We start from the raw sequence: 19,017 nt of genomic DNA, 5'->3' as shown, positions 1-19,017 counted from the left end.
CGGGCACCCCGAGAGGGGCTCCCCACCATCGAGGAGCGGCGATCGGTGGCACTTCCGGATCCCCACTCCATAAAGTAGGGCAATGCGCACTGGCGAGCCTCTGCCCGCCGTGGGGGAGGTTCTCGCCGCCCTCGCGACCGGCCTGTGGCACTGGGACACCGCCACGGAGAAGGTCACGGTCGATGCCGAGGCCGCCCGGCTGCTCGGGCTGCCCGCCGAAGGCACCACTCTCACGGAGGCCCAGGCCAGGGCCCGGCTCCATCCGGTCGACTGGAACGAGATCACGGCGGTGGTCGGGCTCGCCGTCGCCGAGGGCACGCTGGCCGAGGTGCGGATCCGGGTCATGGACGAGCACGGCCGGGTGATCCGCGTCGTCCGCTCCCGCTCCAAGCCGTCGTTCGACCCCGTACGGCGCGCCTTCCGGCTGACCGGCACCCTCCAGGAGGTCACCGAGCCGGCGCCGGGCACGCCGGCCGGGCGCAGCGCCGTCACCGGCGACTGGCGGCGCTCCCGGGAGGCCTTCCTGCTGGACGCGGGCCGTGCGCTGGCCGAGGCGCGGTCGACGGCGGAGGTGCTGCGGGTCGCGGCGGGCCTGTCGATGCCGGGGTTCACGCCGGACGGACTCGCGGTCTTCGGCGTCGAGGGCGACCGGCTGACGATCATCGGCCACCACGGGCACCAGCCCGGCGACGACAGTCCTTTCTCGCACATGTCCCTGGACACGGACTACCCGGCCGCCGAGGTGGTACGCACCGGCCGCGCCGTCTACATCTCCACCCCCGACCAGTACAAGGCCCGCTACCCGGCCGCCTGGCCCCTCGCCTCGACCTTCGGCCGCCACTCCTGGGCGTTCCTGCCGCTGACGGTGGCCGGGCGCACGATGGGCGCCTGGATGGCGGCCTTCGCCTACCCCGTCACCTTCAACCCCGACGAGCGGTCCGTGCTGACGACGGTGGCCCGCATGCTCGCCCAGGCGCTGTCCCGGGCCGGCACCGCCGAGTCCGAGCGGGCCCTGACCGACGGGCTGCAGCGCTCGATGCTGCCGACCCTCGGCCCGCAGATACCGGGCATGAGCGTCGCGGCCCGCTACGTGCCCACCGGCGGCGGCCTGCAGGTCGGCGGCGACTGGTACGACATGATCCCGCTGCCCGGGGGTCCCCCCTCCGGCGGAGGACGCATCGCCCTGGTCATCGGCGACGTGCAGGGCCACGACGTCCGCGCGGCCGGCCTGATGGGCCAGCTGCGGATCGCCCTGCGGGCGTACGCCTCCGAGGGCCACCGCCCCGACGCGGTGCTCTCCCGCGCCTCCCGCTTCCTGCACGGCATGACGGACGGCGTCACCGCCCACGGCGTCGCCGCGGACGACGCGCTCACGGACCAGCGCTTCGCCACCTGCCTGTACGTGGAGGCCGACCCGGCGACCGGCACCCTCCACATCGCCCGCGCCGGGCATCCCGACCCGGTGATCCGGATGACCGACGGCACGGTGCTGGCCCGGCCGACGGCGGGCGGTCTGCCGCTCGGCATCGACCCGGACGCCGACTACCCGACCACCCGGATCACCCTGGAACCCGGCGAGACCATGCTGATCTGCACCGACGGTCTGATCGAGACCGGCGGGCACGACCTGGAGAGCGGCTGGCAGCGGCTGCGCACGATCCTCGAGGAGCACAAGGGCGATCTGGAGGAACTGGCCGACGCCCTGGTGCAGGGCGTGCACGGGCCGTCCTCGCACCACACCACCGGCCCGCTCGCCGACCGGCGCGAGGACGACATAGCCGTACTGCTGCTGCACCGGCCGGGGGAGGGCTCCGGCGAGACCCTGTTCGTGCCGCCGCCGGTGCGCCGCACCATGCTGTCCGTCGCGCAGGCCGAACCGGAGCGGGTGGCGGTCGCCCGGCAGCAGCTGCGCGAGCTGCTGCACGACTGGCCCTCACCCGACCAGGTCGACTCCGCCGTGCTGCTGGTCTCCGAGATGCTCACCAACGTCCTGGTCCACACGGACGCCGACGCCCTGCTGCTGGCCGAGGTGCGCGGCGAGCCCGGCAGCCGCCGGATGCGCGTCCAGGTCACCGACACCAGCGACGCCCTCCCGCACAAGCGCCGTCCGGGCGAACTGGCCTCCTCCGGCCGCGGCCTGGTCCTCATGGAACTCCTCGCCGACACCTGGGGCGTGGACCCCCAGGGCGAGGGCAAGAGCATCTGGTTCGAGCTCTACGAGCCCGACGGTTCGGCCGCAGGGACCGGGCCGGCTCAGCGCCCGTCCGGTCCCTGAACGTCCCGGAGGCCCGGCCCCGCGGGGCCGGGCCTCCCCACAGGCGCCTTCCTACAGGCGCCTTCCTACAGGCCGCCCTCCGACATCCCGTGCACCGCGGGGATCGTCCCCAGGCGGCCCTTCTGGAAGTCCTCGAAGGCCTGCTGGAGCTCCTCGCGGGTGTTCATGACGAACGGGCCGTAGTGGGCCATGGGCTCACGGATCGGCTGCCCGCCCAGCAGCACGACCTCCAGGTCCGGCGTGTGGGAGTCCTGCTTCTCGTCCGCGCGGACGGTCAGGGAACCGCCGTCACCGAAGACCGCCGTCTGCCCCGTCCGGACCGGGCGGCGCTCGCTGCCGACCGCCCCCCGGCCGGCCAGGACGTAGGCGAGGCCGTTGAAGTCCTCACGCCACGGCAGGGTGACCTCGGCGCCCGGCGCGAGCGTCGCGTGGATCATCGTGATAGGGGTGTGCGTGATGCCGGGACCCTGGTGTCCGTCCAGCTCACCGGCGATCACCCGCAGGAGCGCACCGCCGTCCGGGGTGGACAGCAGCTGGACGCTGCCGCCGCGGATGTCCTGGTAACGCGGGGGCATCATCTTGTCCTTGGCCGGGAGGTTCACCCACAGCTGCAGGCCGTGGAAGAGCCCGCCGGACATGACCAGCGCCTCCGGCGGCGCCTCGATGTGCAGGAGGCCCGAGCCCGCCGTCATCCACTGGGTGTCCCCGTTGGTGATGGTGCCGCCGCCACCGTTGGAGTCCTGGTGGTCGAAGATCCCGTCGATGATGTACGTGACGGTCTCGAAGCCGCGGTGGGGATGCCACGGGGTCCCTTTCGGCTCCCCTGGCTGGTACTCCACCTCGCCCATCTGATCCATCATGATGAACGGGTCGAGGTACTTGTAGTTGATCCCGGCGAAGGCCCGGCGCACCGGGAAACCCTCGCCCTCGAAGCCGCTCGGCGCGGTCGTGACGGCGAGCACGGGACGGGCCACGGCATCGGCCGACGCGGTCACGCGCGGCAGTGTCAGCGGGTTCTCGACGGTCACTGCAGGCATGTCGGTACCTCCTTGTGTGCGGCCAGTTTAGTTGAGCATTGAACTTTCTGCCACCCACAACAGAGCGAGCCCGGAGGGCATTCCCTCCGGGCTCGCGCTCGGCAGATGTCAGCCGTACATCCTGCGCATCGCGAACTCGACCATCTGCTCCACGGCCTTCGCGTCGAACACCATCCGGTGCTCGCCCTCCATGTCGAGGACGAAGCCGTAGCCGGTGGGCAGCAGGTCGATGACCTCGGCCCCGGTGATCACGAAGTACTTGGACTCCTTGCCGGCGTACCGGCGCAGTTCCTTGAGCGAGGTGAACATCGGGATCACCGGCTGCTGGGTGTTGTGCAGGGCGAGGAAGCCGGGGTTGTCACCGCGCGGGCAGTAGACCTTCGACGTGGCGAAGACCTGCTGGAAGTCCTCCGCGGAGAGCTGGCCGGTGGTGAAGGCCCGCACCGCGTCGGCGAGCGACGGCGGGGACGGCTCGGGATACAGCGGTGACTGCTGCCCGTAACCGCCCGGGCCCGGCGGCGGCTGGGCGTACTGCTGCTGAGCACCCGCACCCACGTTCTGGTCATAGCCGTACATGAGCGCAAGAGTACTGAGTCACAGATGACCCATTCGGGGTTGCTTCTTATTACCGACGGGTAGCATCATCGTAGCTACTTGTTGGTACGTGAACTAGAAGCAGCGCGAGGGTCCACAACCAGTGCCTCGCCGATAACTCTCAACGGAGCCGTCGCCATGGGGCACTACAAGTCGAATCTCCGCGACATCGAGTTCAACCTGTTCGAAGTCCTCGGACGGGACAAGGTGTACGGCGCCGGACCGTTCGCCGAGACGGACGCCGAGACCGCGAAGAGCATCCTGGAGGAGCTGACCCGTCTCGCGGAGAACGAGCTGGCCGAGTCCTTCGCGGACGCCGACCGCAACCCGCCGGTCTTCGACCCGGAGACGAACACCGCCCCCGTCCCGGAGACGTTCAAGAAGAGCTACCGGGCCTTCATGGACTCCGAGTACTGGCGCCTGGGCCTGCCCGAGGAGATCGGCGGCACCACCGCCCCGCGCTCGCTGATCTGGGCGTACGCGGAGCTGCTGCTGGGCTCCAACCCGGCCGTGTGGATGTACGCCTCCGGCCCGGCCTTCGCCGGCATCCTCTTCGACGAGGGCAACGAGGTCCAGAAGCACATAGCCAAGCTCGCCGTGGAGAAGACCTGGGGCTCCACCATGGTGCTGACCGAGCCCGACGCGGGCTCCGACGTCGGCGCCGGCCGCACCAGGGCGATCCAGCAGGAGGACGGCTCCTGGCACATAGAGGGCGTCAAGCGCTTCATCACCTCCGGTGAGCACGACATGGAGGAGAACATCCTCCACTACGTCCTCGCCCGCCCCGAGGGCGCGGGACCCGGCACCAAGGGCCTGTCCCTCTTCCTCGTCCCGAAGTACCTCTTCGACTTCGAGACCGGCGAGCTGGGCGAGCGCAACGGCGTGTACGCGACGAACGTCGAGCACAAGATGGGCCTGAAGGCCTCCAACACCTGCGAGATGACCTTCGGCGACCGGCACCCCGCCAAGGGCTGGCTGATCGGCGACAAGCACGACGGCATCCGCCAGATGTTCCGCATCATCGAGTTCGCCCGCATGATGGTCGGCACGAAGGCGATCTCCACGCTGTCGACCGGCTACCTGAACGCGCTGGAGTACGCCAAGGAGCGCGTCCAGGGTCCGGACCTGGCGAACTTCATGGACAAGACCGCGCCGAAGGTCACCATCACCCACCACCCCGACGTACGCCGCTCGCTGATGACGCAGAAGGCGTACGCGGAGGGCATGCGCGCGCTGGTGATGTACACCGCCTCGATCCAGGACGCGATCCAGGTCAAGGAGGCCGGCGGCGAGGACGCCAAGGCCGAGCACGCGCTCAACGACCTGCTGCTGCCGATCGTGAAGGGCTACGGCTCCGAGAAGGGCTACGAGCAGCTCGCCCAGTCGCTGCAGACCTTCGGCGGCTCCGGCTTCCTGCAGGAGTACCCGATCGAGCAGTACATCCGGGACGCCAAGATCGACACCCTCTACGAGGGCACCACCGCGATCCAGGGCCAGGACTTCTTCTTCCGGAAGATCGTCCGCAACCAGGGCGCCGCGCTGAACTCGCTCGCCGAGGACATCAAGAAGTTCCTGGCGCTCGGTGAGGGCGGCGAGGAACTGGCGGGCGCCCGTGAGCACCTGGCGAAGGCCGCCGTCGAGCTGGAGGCCATCGTCGGCCTGATGCTGACCGACCTCGCGGCCACCGAGCAGGACGTCAAGAACATCTACAAGGTGGGCCTGAACACCACCCGCCTGCTCATGGCCTCCGGTGACGTGGTCGTCGGCTACCTGCTGCTGAAGGGTGCCGCGATCGCCGCCGAGAAGCTCCCGACGGCCGCCGGCAAGGACAAGGCGTTCTACCAGGGCAAGATCGCGGCGGCGAAGTTCTTCGCGGCCACCGTGCTGCCCGGCGTCACCGGTGCGCGCAAGCTCGCCGAGGGCGTCGACCTGGACCTGATGGAGCTGGACGAGGCCGCGTTCTAGCCCTTCCGCCCGGGTTCCGGCAGCCCGGGTCCTGGGTAGCCAGAATTCCACATCGCCCTCACGAGGGCCCGCTCCCCGTAAGAGGAGTGGGCCCTCGTACGTCGTTAAGGTGAACCCCATGAGCGAACCCCCCCGCTTCGACCGCGGCCACACCGACGACCTGATGTCCTTCCTCGCGGCGAGCCCGTCGCCCTACCACGCGGTGGCGAGTGCCGCCGAGCGGCTGGAGAAGGCCGGGTTCCGGCAGGTCGCGGAGACGGACGCCTGGGACGCGGACACGTCGGCCGTCTCCGCCGCGGGCAGCGGCGGCCGGTACATGCTGCGCGGCGGCGCGATCGTGGCCTGGTACGTCCCCGAGAGCGCGGCGCCCCACACGCCGTTCCGTATCGTCGGCGCGCACACCGACTCCCCGAACCTGCGGGTCAAGCCGCAGCCGGACACCGGGGCGCACGGCTGGCGCCAGGTGGCGGTGGAGATCTACGGCGGACCGCTGCTGAACTCCTGGCTCGACCGCGACCTGGGTCTCGCGGGCCGGCTCACCCTGCGGGACGGCTCGACGCGTCTGGTCAACGTCGACCGGCCGCTGATGCGGGTCCCGCAGCTCGCCATCCACCTGGACCGCTCGGTGTCGGCGGAGGGACTCAAGCTCGACAAGCAGCGCCACGTGCTGCCGGTCTGGGGACTGGGCGACGACGTGCGCGAGGGCGATCTGATCGCCTTCCTGGAGGAGGAGTTCGGGCTCGGCGCGGGCCAGGTCACCGGCTGGGACCTGATGACGCACTCCGTGGAGCCGCCGTCCTACCTGGGCCGGGACCAGGAGCTGGTCGCGGGGCCGCGCATGGACAACCTGCTGTCGGTCCACGCGGGCGTGGCCGCGCTGGCGGCGGTCGCCGGGCGCGATCTGCCGTACATTCCCGTGCTCGCCGCCTTCGACCACGAGGAGAACGGCTCGCAGTCGGACACCGGCGCGGACGGGCCGCTGCTCGGTGGTGTGCTGGAGCGTTCGGTGTTCGCGCGCGGGGGGACCTTCGAGGACCGGGCGAGAGCCTTCGCCGGCACGGTCTGCCTGTCGTCGGACACCGGTCACGCGGTCCACCCCAACTACGCGGAGCGGCACGACCCGACGCACCACCCGCGGGTCAACGGCGGCCCGATCCTCAAGGTCAACGTCAACAACCGGTACGCCACGGACGGTTCGGGCCGCGCGGTCTTCGCCGCCGCCTGCGAGCGGGCGGACGTCCCCTTCCAGTCCTTCGTCTCCAACAACTCCATGCCGTGCGGCACGACGATCGGCCCGATCACCGCGGCCCGCCACGGCATCAGGACCGTGGACATCGGAGTGGCGATCCTGTCGATGCACAGCGCCCGCGAACTGTGCGGGGCCGACGACCCGCATCTGCTGGCGAACGCGCTGGTGGCTTTCCTGCAGGGATGATGTCCGGCCCGGTCTCCCGGGGTTGACGTCCGGCCCGGTCTCCCGGGATTGACGTCGCGCCGGTCTCACGGAGTTGACGTCCGGCCCGGTCTCGCAGGGTTACGTCCGGCCGGGCCCCAGGGACGGCTTCCGGCCGGGTCCCCCCGCGCGGACGCGCGCTCACCGCTGGGCGATCAGCGGTCCCGCGGGGGGACTTGGGCCTGCGAAGACCGCCTCGTGCGGCGGGAGCGGCCGGGTCCGCATGAGCGGCATGCCTCCGGGTACACGGAGTTGACCGGGAGTCCGGAAGCAGCCGGACCGGACAGGGAGGCGACACTCATGGGCCTCGGCGGATGCATCGTTCTCATCGCCGCGGGAGCAATTCTCACCTTCGCGACCGACTGGCACATGAAGGGGGTCAACCTCGATCTGGTCGGCATCATCCTCATGATCGTCGGGCTGATCGGCGTAGCCACCTACAGCAGCATCGCGCGCCGCCGGCGGGTGATGGTCCCACCCACGACGCCGGTCGTGGAGGAGGAGCACCACCACCACCGGGACGGCTACAGCGACGGCTACGGCATCTGAGCACCCACGCCGGCGGGCACCGGCGGCAGCCTCCGCGCGCGTGCGGGCCGGCACCGGGCTCAGCCCGTCGGCCTATCGGCGGCGTTTCGGACCGGCCGCCGGGGAAGCGGTGACGGTATGAGATTCCTCGTACGCGACCGGCTCCTCGGCTTCGGTGACGACTACTGGATCGAGGACGAGCACGGCAGCAAGGTGTTCCTCGTCGACGGCAAGGCCATGCGCCTGAGGGACACCTTCGAGATCAAGGACACGCGCGGGCGCGTCCTGATCGACATCCACCAGAAGATGTTCTCCCTGCGCGACACCATGGTGATCGAGCGGGACGGCGACACCCTGGCCACCATCAGGCGCAAGCGCCTTTCCCTGCTGCGCAACCACTACCGGGTCTCCCTGACCGACGGCACCGAGCTCGACGTCAGCGGCAAGATCCTCGACCGGGAGTTCGCCGTGGAGTACGACGGCGAGCTGCTGGCCGTGATCTCCCGGCGCTGGCTGCACGTGCGGGAGACGTACGGCGTCGACGTGGTGCGCGACGACGCGGACCCGGCGCTGCTGATCGCGGTGGCGGTGTGCGTGATCCACCTGGCGGAGAAGGAGCGGGAGGGCGACTGAGGACGGCCTGGACCGCCGGCTGGACGGCCGCTACGGGCGGTGCGGCGGCTCCAGGCCCAGCACGCGGTCCTTGAGGGCGGGGAACTGCTCCCGGGTCACGGCGACCTTCCCGGGGTCGAACTCCGCCCTGAGGACCTCCTCACCGGCGCCCGCCGCCGCGAGCACCTCCCCCCACGGATCCACCACGATCGAGTGACCCGCCTGCGGAACTCCGGCGTGTGTCCCGGCCGTTCCACAGGCGAGCACGAACGCCTGGTTCTCGACCGCCCGCGCCTGGGCCAGCAGCGTCCAGTGCGACCGGCGGCGCTCCGGCCAGCCCGCCGGGACGACGAGGGTCTCGGCGCCGCCGGCGGCGAGACCGCGGAAGAGCTCGGGGAAACGGAGGTCGTAGCAGGTCGCCACGCCGAGGGTGGTCTCGGGCAGGCGGACCGTCACCAGGTCGCGGCCCGCGCCCATCAGCACGGCCTCGCCCTTGTCGAAGCCGAACCGGTGGATCTTGCGGTAGGCGGCGGCCAGGTCGCCGGAGGGGGAGAGGACGAGGGAGGTGTTGTAGAGGGTGCCGTCGGGGTCCCGTTCGGGGATCGAGCCCGCGTGCAGCCAGACGCCCGCGTCGCTCGCGGCCTTCGCCATCGCTTCGAGGGTCGGCCCCCGCAGCGGTTCGGCCTCGTCGGCGAACGCCTCGTAGGCGAAGGCGCCCGTGGTCCACAGCTCCGGCAGCACGACCAGATCGGCTCCGGCCTGCTCCCTCACCAGGCCGGCCACCCGGTGCCGACGCGATTGGACCGATTCGCCCTCGTTCACGTCGATCTGGAGCAGAGAGGCGCGCACACTACCACCGTCCTGGCATTCGAGCCGTCCACACGGGCCTACGATCGTCACACGAAAGCACTGCCGGGGTGCCTCACAGCAGCGTAACTTAGCGCTTTAAGACACCCGCCGAGTGCAGCCACCTCCCGCTGGCAACGCTGCCACCAACCGCCCGTGTACCGACCGCCGAGGGGTCCCGTTCCGTGAGTCTGCATCCCACCCTCCAGCCCTACGCCGACGCCTGGACCCACTCGATCGAAGCGATATCCGAACTGGTGGGCCCCCTTGTGGAGGGAGAGTGGAACCGGCGGACGCCGTGCCCGGGCTGGTCGGTCCGGGACGTGGTCTCCCACGTCATCGGCCTCGACTGCGAGATGCTGGGCGACCCGCGCCCCATCCACACGCTGCCGCGCGACCTGTTCCACGTCACCAACGACCTCCAGCGCTACATGGAGATCCAGGTCGACGTCCGCCGCCACCACACGGCGCCGGAGATGACCTCCGAGCTGGAGTACGTGATCATCCGCCGCAACCGCCAGCTGCGCAACGAGACGCGCGACCCGGGCACCAAGGTGCGCGGCCCGCTGGGTGCCGAGACCACCCTCGAGGAGGCCATGCGCAAGCACGCCTTCGACGTGTGGGTGCACGAGCAGGATCTGCGGGCCGCTCTCGGTCGCCCCGGGAACCTCGACTCCCCCGGCGCGCACATCGCGCGTGACGTGCTCCTGGCCCAGCTGCCCGCGGTCGTCGCCGACATGGCGTCCGCGCCGCGCAGTTCGGCGATCGTCTTCGACGTGCACGGCCCGATCGAGTTCCTGCGCACCATCCGCGTCGACATCCAGGGCCGCGGCACCCTCGAGACCGCCCCCGCGCTCGGCCCCGCCGCCACCCTCACCCTCGACTGGGAGACCTTCGTCCGCCTGGCCTGCGGCCGGGTGACGCCGGAGGCCGTGGCGGACCGGGTGAAGGCCGAGGGCGACCCGGAGCTGACGTCGGCGATACTGCAGAACTTCACGGTGACGTCGTAGGGCCCCCTCCGGCCCGGCGGCCTCGGTCACCGTCGTGGCGACACCGCCCGAGGCCGGCGGGCCCCTCGGGCGGGGCGGTGCATCGGCGGGTTGCCTTCGCGGAGGCGAGGACCGCGTTCGCCGGCCGCGAGGGGCCGGGCCTCTCGGGCCGCGGGCCCATGGGGCCGCGCGGGTCCTCGCTCCACGGCAGCGCCGTCACCCGCCCGGGAAGGGAGCGGGAGCCGCGCTACGAAGGACCGGCCGGCCGTGTGCGGTCCCGCCTCACGCGGGCACGTGCACCGTCTCCACCCGGCTCGCCACCAGCCGTTCCCGCTCGCGCCGGGCGACCCGCCCGCGCAGCCGCAGGATCTGGCTGATCCCGAGCGCCTGCAGCACGAACACCGCGGAGAAGGCGACGGAGTAGTTGTCACCGGTGGCGTCGAGCAGCACCCCGATCGCGAACAGGGTGGTCATCGACGCGACGAAACCACCCATGTTGGTGATCCCGGAGGCCGTCCCCTGACGCTCGGCCGGGTTGGCGGGCCGCGCGAAGTCGAAGCCGATCATCGACGCCGGGCCGCAGGCGCCGAGCACCGCGCACAGCACGATCAGCAGCCACATCGGCGCGGTCTCGGCCGGGTAGGCGATCGTCGCCGCCCACACCGACGCCGTCGCCGCGACGGTCCCGAGCGCCAGCGGCAGCCGCGCCGCGTGGTGCCGGGCGATGATCTGGCCGTAGACCAGCCCGACGGCCATGTTCGACAGGACCACCAGCGTCAGCAGCTCGCCGGCCGTGGCGCGGGACAGCCTCTCCGCCTGGACCAGGAACGGCATGCCCCACAGCAGCAGGAACACCATCGCCGGGAACTGCGTCGTGAAGTGCACCCACAGCCCGAGCCGGGTCCCCGGCTCCCGCCACGAGGCCGCGATCTGCCGCCGCACGTACGCGGCGCCCTGGTGCGGCAGCGGTTCCGGCTCGTGGCCCTCCGGGTGGTCCTTCAGGAAGAGCAGGAGCAGGACGAGTACGACGACGCCGGCGAGCGCGCTGCCCGCGAAGGCGGCCGTCCATCCCACGCCGTGCAGCAGCCGGGACAGCACGAGTGTGGAGACCAGGTTGCCCGCCATGCCGGCGAGGCCCGCGAGCTGCGCGACCAGCGGTCCGCGGCGGGCCGGGAACCAGCGGGTGCCGAGCCGCAGCACGCTGATGAACGTCAGCGCGTCTCCGCAGCCGAGCAGCGCCCGGGAGGCGAGGGCCGTGCCGTACGAGGGGGAGAAGGCGAAGCCGAGCTGGCCCGCCGTGAACAGCACCACCCCGATGGTCAGCACCCTCTTGGTACCGAGCCGGTCCACCAGCAGGCCGACGGGTATCTGCATGCCGGCGTAGACCAGCAGTTGGAGGATCGAGAAGGTCGACAGCGCCGAGGCGTTCACGTGGAAGCGGTCGGCGGCGTCGAGGCCGGCGACGCCGAGGGAGGTGCGGAAGATCACGGCGACGAAGTAGACGGAGACGCCGATGCTCCACACCGCCGTCGCGCGGCGGCCGCCCGGCGGGTCACCCGGCAGGGCTACGGAGGAGGAAGAGTGGGAGGGAGAGGGAGAGGAGGAGGAAGAGGCGGGGGAGCTCATCGGACCTCGCCCCGCGCCAGGTGCGAGAACCAGCTGACGTGCCGGTGGACGACGCCGACGGCCGCCTCCATGTCCCCGGAGCGCAGCGCCTCGAGGATCTCCGCGTGTTCGGCGAGGGTCTTGGCGACCCGGTCGGGGTGGGAGTGCAGCACGGCGACGCCCATCCGCAGCTGGCGGTCGCGCAGCTGGTCGTAGAGCCGGGAGAGGATCTCGTTGCCGCCGCTGCGGACGATCTCGGCGTGGAAGCAGCGATCGGTCACGGCGGCCGCGGCGAGGTCGCCGGCGGCGACCTGCTCCTTCTGCCTCGCGAGCAGTTCCTCGAGCCGTTCGACGAGCCCGGCGGGCGCGGGCACGGCCTTGCGCGCCGCGTGCTCCTCGACCAGCAGCCGGGTCTCCACCACGTCCGCGATCTCCTGCGCGGACACGGGCAGGACCAGGGCCCCCTTCTTCGGGTAGAGCCTGATCAGCCCTTCCACCTCCAGCCGCAGCAGCGCCTCGCGCACCGGGGTGCGCGAGACCCCCACGGCCTCGGCGAGCTCGCCCTCGGTCAGCAGGGTGCCGCCCTCGTAGCGGCGCTCCAGGACGCCCTGCTTGACATGGGTGTACACGCGGTCGGCGGCGGGCGGCTGCTTGGCGGTGAGGGTCCCCGAGGTACTCATGCGGACAGCATAGATACAACACAGACGCATGAAGGATTCCGTCCGTCATGCGGACTGTCCTCCGTCGGAGGGACCCGCCCCAGCAAGGACACAACCTTCTGTGCTACTTACGTGTCACACACGTGCGGCCCGGCCTTCTTCACCCTCCAACTCGGCCGCACCTCAGGGGCATTCGACGTAATCGGGGTATTTCAGTTGACCAGTGCCAACATCGGCATGAAGGGCCGCCGGCTGCGCAGAGCCGCCGCGGTCAGCGTCACCGCAGGAGCGGTGCTCGCGACCGGAGCCCTGGCCGCCGCGCCCGCGCAGGCGGCCTCGACGCCCTCCATCGCGGCCAGGGGCGGCTACGTGATGAACAACTCGGGCGGCAGGACGCTGTACGCCAAGGCGGCGGACACCAGGCGCTCCACCGGCTCCACGACCAAGATCATGACCGCGAAGGTCGTGCTCGCCTCGCCGCACCTGAACCTCAACACCAAGGTGACGATCCAGAAGGCGTACAGCGACTACGTCGTCTCCAGGAACGCCTCCCAGGCCCACCTGATCGTCGGCGACAAGGTCACCGTCCGCCAGCTGCTGTACGGCCTGATGCTGCCGTCCGGCTGCGACGCCGCCTACGCGCTCGCGGACAAGTTCGGTTCGGGCTCGACACGGTCCGCCCGGGTGAAGTCCTTCATCGGCAAGATGAACACCGCCGCCAAGAAGCTGGGCCTGAAGAACACCCACTTCGACTCGTTCGACGGCATAGGGAATGGCCACAACTACTCGACGCCGCGCGACCTGACGAAGATCGCGAGCAGCGCGATGAAGAGCTCCATGTTCCGCACGGTCGTGAAGACGAAGAAGTACACGGCGAAGACCATCACCCGGACGGGCAGCACCCGCACGATGGCTCCGTGGAAGAACACCAACGGGCTGCTCAGCAGCTACCGCGGCACGATCGGCGTGAAGACCGGCTCCGGCCCCGAGGCCAAGTACTGCCTCGTCTTCGCCGCCACCCGCGGCGGCAGGACGGTCATCGGCACCGTCCTCGCCTCCTCCTCCCTCTCGGCGCGCGAGTCGGACGCGAAGAAGCTCATGTCCTACGGCTTCGCGAGGATCTGACGCCCACCGGGCACGCATGACGCGCCAAGGGCCCCGTCGCCGCCGGCGACGGGGCCCTTCCGTCTCGTCCGGTACCGTCTCAGCCGGTACCGTGCCGGGCCGTCACGCCCAGGTCATCAGCCGCTTCGGCTGCTCCAGGACCGCGGCCACGTCCGCCAGGACCTTGGAGCCCAGCTCGCCGTCCACCAGCCGGTGGTCGAAGCTCAGGGCCAGCGTGGTGACCTGACGGGGCTTCACCTTGCCCTTGTGGACCCAGGGCTGGAGCTTGATCGCGCCCACCGCGAGGATCGCGGACTCGCCGGGGTTGATGATGGGCGTACCGGTGTCGACGCCGAAGACGCCGACGTTGGTGATGGTCACCGTGCCGCCCTGCATCGTGCCCGGGGACGTCCTGCCCTCGCGGGCGGTGGACACCAGTTCGCCCAGCGACTCGGCCAGTTGCGGCAGGGTCTTGGCGTGCGCGTCCTTGATGTTCGGGACGATCAGGCCCCGCGGGGTGGCCGCCGCGATACCCAGGTTGACGTAATGCTTGACCACGATCTCCTGGGCCGCCTCGTCCCAGGAGGCGTTGACGTCCGGGTTGCGCCGGATCGCGACCAGCAGGGCCTTGGCGATCAGCAGCAGCGGGTTCACCCGCAGACCGGCGAACTCCTTGTCCTGCTTGAGCTCCTCGACCAGCTTCATCGTGCGGGTCACGTCCACCGTCACGAACTCCGTGACGTGCGGCGCCGTGAACGCCGAGCCGACCATGGCCTGGGCGGTGGCCTTGCGCACGCCCTTGACCGGGACACGGGTCTCACGGGCGGTGTCGTACGCCTGCGCGGCGGCGGGAACCGGTGCGGGGGCCGCGGGGGCCGCGGGCGCCTCCACCGCCGGCTCGGGCGCCTCGGCCGGCGCGACCGCGGCGTGCACGTCCTCACGCGTGATGATGCCGTCCGGACCGGACGGGGTGACCGTCGCCAGGTCGACGCCGAGATCCTTCGCCAGCTTGCGCACCGGCGGCTTGGCGAGGGGGCGCGGCGCCTCGGCCGTCCCCGCGGGAGCCGGGGCGGCGGCCTGGTCGGCCGGGCCGTGGCCGTTCAGCTCCGCCTGGACGGCCGTGGAGGCCTGGGGGACCACGACCTCGGGGCCCTTGCGCGGGCGGCGCTTGGTGGAGGACGTCGCCACGCCGTAGCCCACCAGGACCGGCTGGCGGCCCGAGCCCTCGGGCTGGGGCTCGGGCTCCTCCTGCGGGACCGTCTCCTCCGGCTCCGGCTCGGCGGCCGCCGCCCCGCCCGACACGTCCACCGCGATGATCGCCGTGCCCACGTCCACCGTGGTGCCCTCGGGGAAGTGCAGGTCGCGGACCACCCCGTCGTACGGGATGGGCAGTTCCACCGCCGCCTTCGCGGTCTCGACCTCGCACACCACCTGGCCGTCGGTGACCGTGTCGCCGGGCTGGACGTACCACTTGAGGATCTCGGCCTCGGTGAGGCCCTCGCCCACGTCCGGCATCCGGAACTCGCGTACGGACGCTTGCGTCATCGTCGTCACGACCCTCTCCTCAGTACGCCAGGGCGCGGTCGACGGCGTCGAGCACCCGGTCCAGGCCCGGCAGGTACTCCTCCTCCAGGCGGGCCGGCGGATACGGGGCGTGGTAGCCGCCCACCCGCAGGACCGGGGCCTCCAGGTGGTAGAAGCAGCGCTCCGTGATCCGGGCGGCGATCTCCGCGCCCGAGCCGAAGAACACCGGCGCCTCGTGGACGACGACCAGGCGGCGCGTCCTCTCCACCGAGGCCTGGACGGAGTCGAAGTCCAGCGGGGACACCGAGCGCAGGTCCAGGACCTCCAGGGACTTGCCCTCCTCGGCGGCCGCGTCGGCCACCTCCTGGCAGAGCTTCACCATCGGGCCGTACGCGGCGAGGGTGAGGTCGGTGCCGGGGCGCACGACGCGCGCCTTGTGCAGCGGTCCCGGGATGGCCTCGGTGTTGACCTCGGCCTTGTCCCAGTAGCGCCGCTTCGGCTCGAAGAAGATCACCGGGTCGTCGCTCTGGATGGCCTGCTGCATCATCCAGTAGCCGTCCGAGGCGTTGGACGGCGAGACGACCTTCAGGCCGGCCACGTGCGCGAAGAGCGACTCGGGGGACTCGGAGTGGTGCTCCACGGCGCCGATGCCGCCGCCGTAGGGAATGCGGATGACGACCGGGAGCTTGACCTTGCCCAGCGAGCGGGCGTGCATCTTCGCGAGCTGGGTGACGATCTGGTCGTACGCCGGGAAGACGAAGCCGTCGAACTGGATCTCCACGACCGGGCGGTAGCCGCGCAGGGCCAGGCCGATCGCGGTGCCGACGATGCCGGACTCGGCCAGCGGGGTGTCGATCACCCGGCTCTCGCCGAAGTCCTTCTGCAGGCCGTCGGTCACCCGGAAGACGCCGCCGAGCTTGCCGACGTCCTCGCCCATGACCAGGACCTTGGGGTCGGTCTCCAGGGCGCGGCGCAGCGACTCGTTGATCGCCTTGGCCAGGGCCATGTTCTTCGACGTCACGGCCTTGGCCGTCGCAGCCTCTGCCATCTCAGTGACCCCCCTCATCGGCGAACGACGCCTGGTAGGCGGCGAACTGGGCTCGCTCCTCGTCGACGAGCGCGTGCCCGTCCGCGTACACGTTCTCGAAGATGGCGAAGTGGTCCGGGTCCGGCATGGCGCGGACCGCCTCGCGCACTCGTTTGCCCAACGCTTCGCTCTCGGTCTCGAGTTCCGCGAAGAATCCCTCGTCCGCGTGGTTTGCGCCCTCCAGGTACCGGCGCAGGCGCACGATCGGGTCCTTCGCCTCCCAGGCCAGCCGCTCGTCGTCGCCGCGGTAGCGCGAGGGGTCGTCGGAGGTGGTGTGGGCGCCCATGCGGTACGTGTACGCCTCGACCAGGGTCGGCCCCTCGCCGTTGCGGGCCCGCTCCAGGGCCCACTTCGTCACCGCGAGGCAGGCCAGCACGTCGTTGCCGTCCACCCGCACGCCCGGGAAGCCGTAGCCCTGCGCGCGCTGGTAGAGCGGCACGCGGGTCTGCTTCTCGGTCGGCTCGGAGATCGCCCACTGGTTGTTCTGGCAGAAGAACACCACCGGGGCGTTGTAGACGGCGGAGAAGGTGAAGGACTCCGCGACGTCGCCCTGGCTGGAGGCGCCGTCGCCGAAGTAGGCGATCACCGCGCTGTCCGCGCCGTCCTTGGCCACGCCCATCGCGTAGCCCGTGGCGTGCAGCGTCTGCGAGCCGATGACGATCGTGTACAGGTGGAAGTTGTTGCCGGCCGGGTCCCAGCCGCCGTTGTTCACCCCGCGGAACATGCCCAGCAGGTTGGTGGGGTCGACCCCGCGGCACCAGGCGACGCCGTGCTCGCGGTAGGTGGGGAAGACGTAGTCGTCCTCGCGGGTGGCCCGGCCGGAGCCGATCTGCGCGGCCTCCTGGCCCAGCAGCGAGGCCCACAGGCCCAGCTCGCCCTGGCGCTGCAGGGCGGTGGCCTCGGCGTCGAAGCGGCGGGTGAGCACCATGTCGCGGTAGAGGCCGCGGAGCTCATCGGGGGTGATGCCGGCGACGTACGCGTCGTACTCGGCGTTCTTCAGCCGTTCGCCCTCGGGCGTCAGCAGCTGGACGAGCTCGGGGTCGGTGCCCGGCGCGTTCTTTGCGGTCGTGCGCTTGCCGGCCGTGCTCTTGGTTCCGGCGCTGCGTCGCGGCTTCCGCGCGGCAGTGCTCTCCACGCTCACGTGTGCTCCTCCGTCGGTCCGGCTACCCGGGTTCGCCGGGAGCCTGGGGGTCCCCCCAGCTCCGTTCAGGAGCCTGAGGGAGGCTCACCTGTTGCCCCGCGGGCGCACAGGGTGGGTGCGGCCCGGTCGGGAACAGGCGTGACAGGTGCCCCGGCGAGCGCCCTGCAAAAAGCACGTTACCCAGTGCTCCACATTTCTGTGAAACCCCTCCTGACCTGCGATTTTGCTTGGATTTCCAAGTAAATCGCGAAAGCCCGGAACAACTCCTGGTCACAGCCTTGCAGGGGGCCGGAACAACGGCACGTTATCCCGGTGACCCAGCTCACGGGAAGAGTTCACCTCGAGCGGTACTCCTACCCCTGTGTGAGACTGCCTACGTGCGCGAAGAAGGAAAAATCCGGGTATTCCTCCTCGACGATCACGAGGTGGTACGGCGCGGGGTGCACGAGCTGCTGTCGGCCGAGGACGACATCGAGGTGGTCGGCGAGGCGGGCACGGCGGCCGAGGCGCTGGTACGGATTCCGGCCATCCGGCCCGACGTCGCGGTGCTCGACGTACGGCTCCCGGACGGCAGCGGCGTGGAGGTGTGCCGGGACATCCGCTCCCGGGACGAGTCCGTGCAGTGCCTGATGCTGACCTCGTACGCCGACGACGAGGCCCTCTTCGACGCGATCATGGCGGGCGCCTCCGGCTATGCCCTCAAGGCCATCCGGGGCGCCGAGCTGCTCGCGGCCGTGCGGGACGTGGCGGCCGGGAAGTCGCTGCTCGACCCGGTGGCCACCGCGCGCGTGCTGGAGCGGTTGCGCGAGGGGGGCGGCCCCAGGCAGGACGACCGGCTCGCCCGGCTCACCGAGCAGGAGCACAGGATCCTCGGCCTCGTCGGCGAGGGCCTCACCAACCGCCAGATCGGCGAGCGGCTGCACCTGGCCGAGAAAACGATCAAGAACTACGTGTCCACCCTGCTGTCCAAGCTCGGCATGCAGCGGCGGTCCCAGGCCGCCGCGTACGTGGCACGGATTCAGGCGGAAAAACACTGAGAGTGATCGGGAAACGAGCAATTGAGGACTTACGTCCCTGTTCCCGCTCCCGTCCCGCACGCACAGTGAGTACATGCATTCCGACGAACGACTCGCCGTCGCCCTGCTCGCCCGCACCGACTACGGCCGCGTCGCCACCAGCGTGCGCGCCCTGCCCTTCCTGGCCTTCGCCCGGCACATCGTCGCGGACGGCCGGGTGCTGCTGCGCCTGCCCCGCAGCTGGGGCTGCCACCGGGCGTGCGCCGGCAACGTCGTCGCCTACGGCTCCGACAACCTCGGCTCGGCGGAACCGGGCGAGGGCCTGTGGTCCGTCCAGATCGTCGGCGCGTGCACGGCGTACGAGCCGACGGCCGCCGAGTCCGAGCGGTTCGGGGCGGCGCCCGGGCTGGTGGACGGGGTGCCGTACGAGCCCGTCCATCTGCGCATCGAGCCGCAGTTCGGGACGGTGCACTCGGCCGGCGACAGCCCGGAACGCCACTTCGCGCACATGCTGTGACCGATTGCGACTGCCTGTGACAACGCCCAGCTCACAGCCCTGGCCCGTGCCCTACCATCTGGCGC

General features: G+C 71.0%; 17 protein-coding genes. 9 read left to right on the top strand and 8 right to left on the bottom strand.

The genetic code is table 11. The features are described from left to right. Positions 1 to 82 precede the first annotated feature (82 nt). Complete coding sequence (locus ACJ9NR_RS20680; RefSeq protein ID WP_412494059.1) at positions 83 to 2,275, top strand: SpoIIE family protein phosphatase; 2,193 nt, start codon at positions 83 to 85, stop codon at positions 2,273 to 2,275. Positions 2,276 to 2,340: 65 nt separating this feature from the next. Here ACJ9NR_RS20680 and ACJ9NR_RS20675 read toward each other — a convergent pair whose 3' ends face one another. Beyond that, a complete protein-coding gene (locus tag ACJ9NR_RS20675; protein WP_412494058.1) occupies positions 2,341 to 3,312 on the bottom strand; it encodes a pirin family protein in 972 nt (323 codons plus the stop codon). A 108-nt stretch (positions 3,313 to 3,420) separates the two neighbouring features. Next, a complete protein-coding gene (locus ACJ9NR_RS20670) occupies positions 3,421 to 3,888 on the bottom strand; it encodes an SseB family protein (protein WP_412494057.1) in 468 nt (155 codons plus the stop codon). 156 nt (positions 3,889 to 4,044) lie between these two features. Here ACJ9NR_RS20670 and ACJ9NR_RS20665 point away from each other — a divergent pair, with 156 nt between their 5' ends. The 4 genes from ACJ9NR_RS20665 (at position 4,045) to ACJ9NR_RS20650 (ending at position 8,485) form a co-directional block, all read left to right on the top strand. Beyond that, positions 4,045 to 5,871 (top strand): acyl-CoA dehydrogenase, encoded by a 1,827-nt coding sequence (locus ACJ9NR_RS20665; protein WP_412494056.1) that lies wholly within the window; start codon positions 4,045 to 4,047, stop codon positions 5,869 to 5,871. Between the two features lie 118 nt (positions 5,872 to 5,989). Next, positions 5,990 to 7,306 carry a M18 family aminopeptidase gene (locus ACJ9NR_RS20660; RefSeq protein ID WP_412494055.1) on the top strand — a complete coding sequence of 439 codons (1,317 nt, stop codon included), beginning with the start codon at positions 5,990 to 5,992 and terminating at the stop codon, positions 7,304 to 7,306. A 318-nt stretch (positions 7,307 to 7,624) separates the two neighbouring features. Further along, positions 7,625 to 7,873, top strand: a complete 249-nt coding sequence (locus tag ACJ9NR_RS20655) for a DUF6458 family protein (protein ID WP_412494054.1) — start codon at positions 7,625 to 7,627, stop codon at positions 7,871 to 7,873. A 117-nt stretch (positions 7,874 to 7,990) separates the two neighbouring features. Beyond that, positions 7,991 to 8,485, top strand: coding sequence for an LURP-one-related/scramblase family protein (locus ACJ9NR_RS20650; RefSeq protein WP_412494053.1), 495 nt, complete (start codon positions 7,991 to 7,993; stop codon positions 8,483 to 8,485). Positions 8,486 to 8,515: 30 nt separating this feature from the next. Here ACJ9NR_RS20650 and ACJ9NR_RS20645 read toward each other — a convergent pair whose 3' ends face one another. Then, entirely contained in the window at positions 8,516 to 9,313 is a 798-nt protein-coding gene (locus ACJ9NR_RS20645; protein ID WP_412494052.1) for a carbon-nitrogen family hydrolase, read from the bottom strand. A gap of 182 nt (positions 9,314 to 9,495) precedes the next feature. Between ACJ9NR_RS20645 and ACJ9NR_RS20640 the strand changes: the two genes are divergently transcribed. Beyond that, positions 9,496 to 10,320, top strand: a complete 825-nt coding sequence (locus ACJ9NR_RS20640) for a maleylpyruvate isomerase family mycothiol-dependent enzyme (protein ID WP_412494051.1) — start codon at positions 9,496 to 9,498, stop codon at positions 10,318 to 10,320. A gap of 261 nt (positions 10,321 to 10,581) precedes the next feature. On the opposite strand, the gene ACJ9NR_RS20635 is transcribed toward ACJ9NR_RS20640, so the two are convergent. After that, positions 10,582 to 11,925 carry an MFS transporter gene (locus tag ACJ9NR_RS20635; protein WP_412494050.1) on the bottom strand — a complete coding sequence of 448 codons (1,344 nt, stop codon included), beginning with the start codon at positions 11,923 to 11,925 and terminating at the stop codon, positions 10,582 to 10,584. Next, on the bottom strand, positions 11,922 to 12,584 hold the full coding sequence (locus tag ACJ9NR_RS20630; protein ID WP_412494049.1) for a GntR family transcriptional regulator: 663 nt from the start codon (positions 12,582 to 12,584) through the stop codon (positions 11,922 to 11,924). The genes ACJ9NR_RS20635 and ACJ9NR_RS20630 overlap by 4 nt, the downstream gene beginning before the upstream one ends. 216 nt (positions 12,585 to 12,800) lie before the next feature. Between ACJ9NR_RS20630 and ACJ9NR_RS20625 the strand changes: the two genes are divergently transcribed. Then, positions 12,801 to 13,688: a D-alanyl-D-alanine carboxypeptidase family protein gene (locus ACJ9NR_RS20625; RefSeq protein ID WP_412494110.1), complete on the top strand. Its 888-nt coding sequence runs from the start codon at positions 12,801 to 12,803 to the stop codon at positions 13,686 to 13,688. A gap of 102 nt (positions 13,689 to 13,790) precedes the next feature. On the opposite strand, the gene ACJ9NR_RS20620 is transcribed toward ACJ9NR_RS20625, so the two are convergent. From ACJ9NR_RS20620 to pdhA, 3 genes are read right to left on the bottom strand one after another with little or no spacing between them, the layout of a single operon-like run. Then, a complete protein-coding gene (locus ACJ9NR_RS20620) occupies positions 13,791 to 15,221 on the bottom strand; it encodes a dihydrolipoamide acetyltransferase family protein (RefSeq protein WP_412494048.1) in 1,431 nt (476 codons plus the stop codon). A gap of 10 nt (positions 15,222 to 15,231) precedes the next feature. Continuing rightward, the gene (locus ACJ9NR_RS20615; protein ID WP_412494047.1) at positions 15,232 to 16,239 is read right to left on the bottom strand and encodes an alpha-ketoacid dehydrogenase subunit beta; all 1,008 of its coding nucleotides are present in this window, start codon (positions 16,237 to 16,239) and stop codon (positions 15,232 to 15,234) included. Between the two features lies 1 nt (position 16,240). Then, on the bottom strand, positions 16,241 to 17,419 hold the full coding sequence (gene pdhA, locus ACJ9NR_RS20610; protein ID WP_412494046.1) for a pyruvate dehydrogenase (acetyl-transferring) E1 component subunit alpha: 1,179 nt from the start codon (positions 17,417 to 17,419) through the stop codon (positions 16,241 to 16,243). Positions 17,420 to 17,796: 377 nt separating this feature from the next. Between pdhA and ACJ9NR_RS20605 the strand changes: the two genes are divergently transcribed. After that, entirely contained in the window at positions 17,797 to 18,456 is a 660-nt protein-coding gene (locus tag ACJ9NR_RS20605; RefSeq protein ID WP_412494045.1) for a response regulator, read from the top strand. 73 nt (positions 18,457 to 18,529) lie between these two features. Further along, entirely contained in the window at positions 18,530 to 18,952 is a 423-nt protein-coding gene (locus ACJ9NR_RS20600) for a pyridoxamine 5'-phosphate oxidase family protein (protein WP_412494044.1), read from the top strand. Positions 18,953 to 19,017: the final 65 nt, after the last annotated feature.

The sequence above is a fragment of the Streptomyces sediminimaris genome, from assembly GCF_047049295.1.
GTDB lineage: Bacteria > Actinomycetota > Actinomycetes > Streptomycetales > Streptomycetaceae > Streptomyces > Streptomyces sediminimaris.
This window is presented reverse-complemented; position numbering and strand designations above follow the sequence as displayed.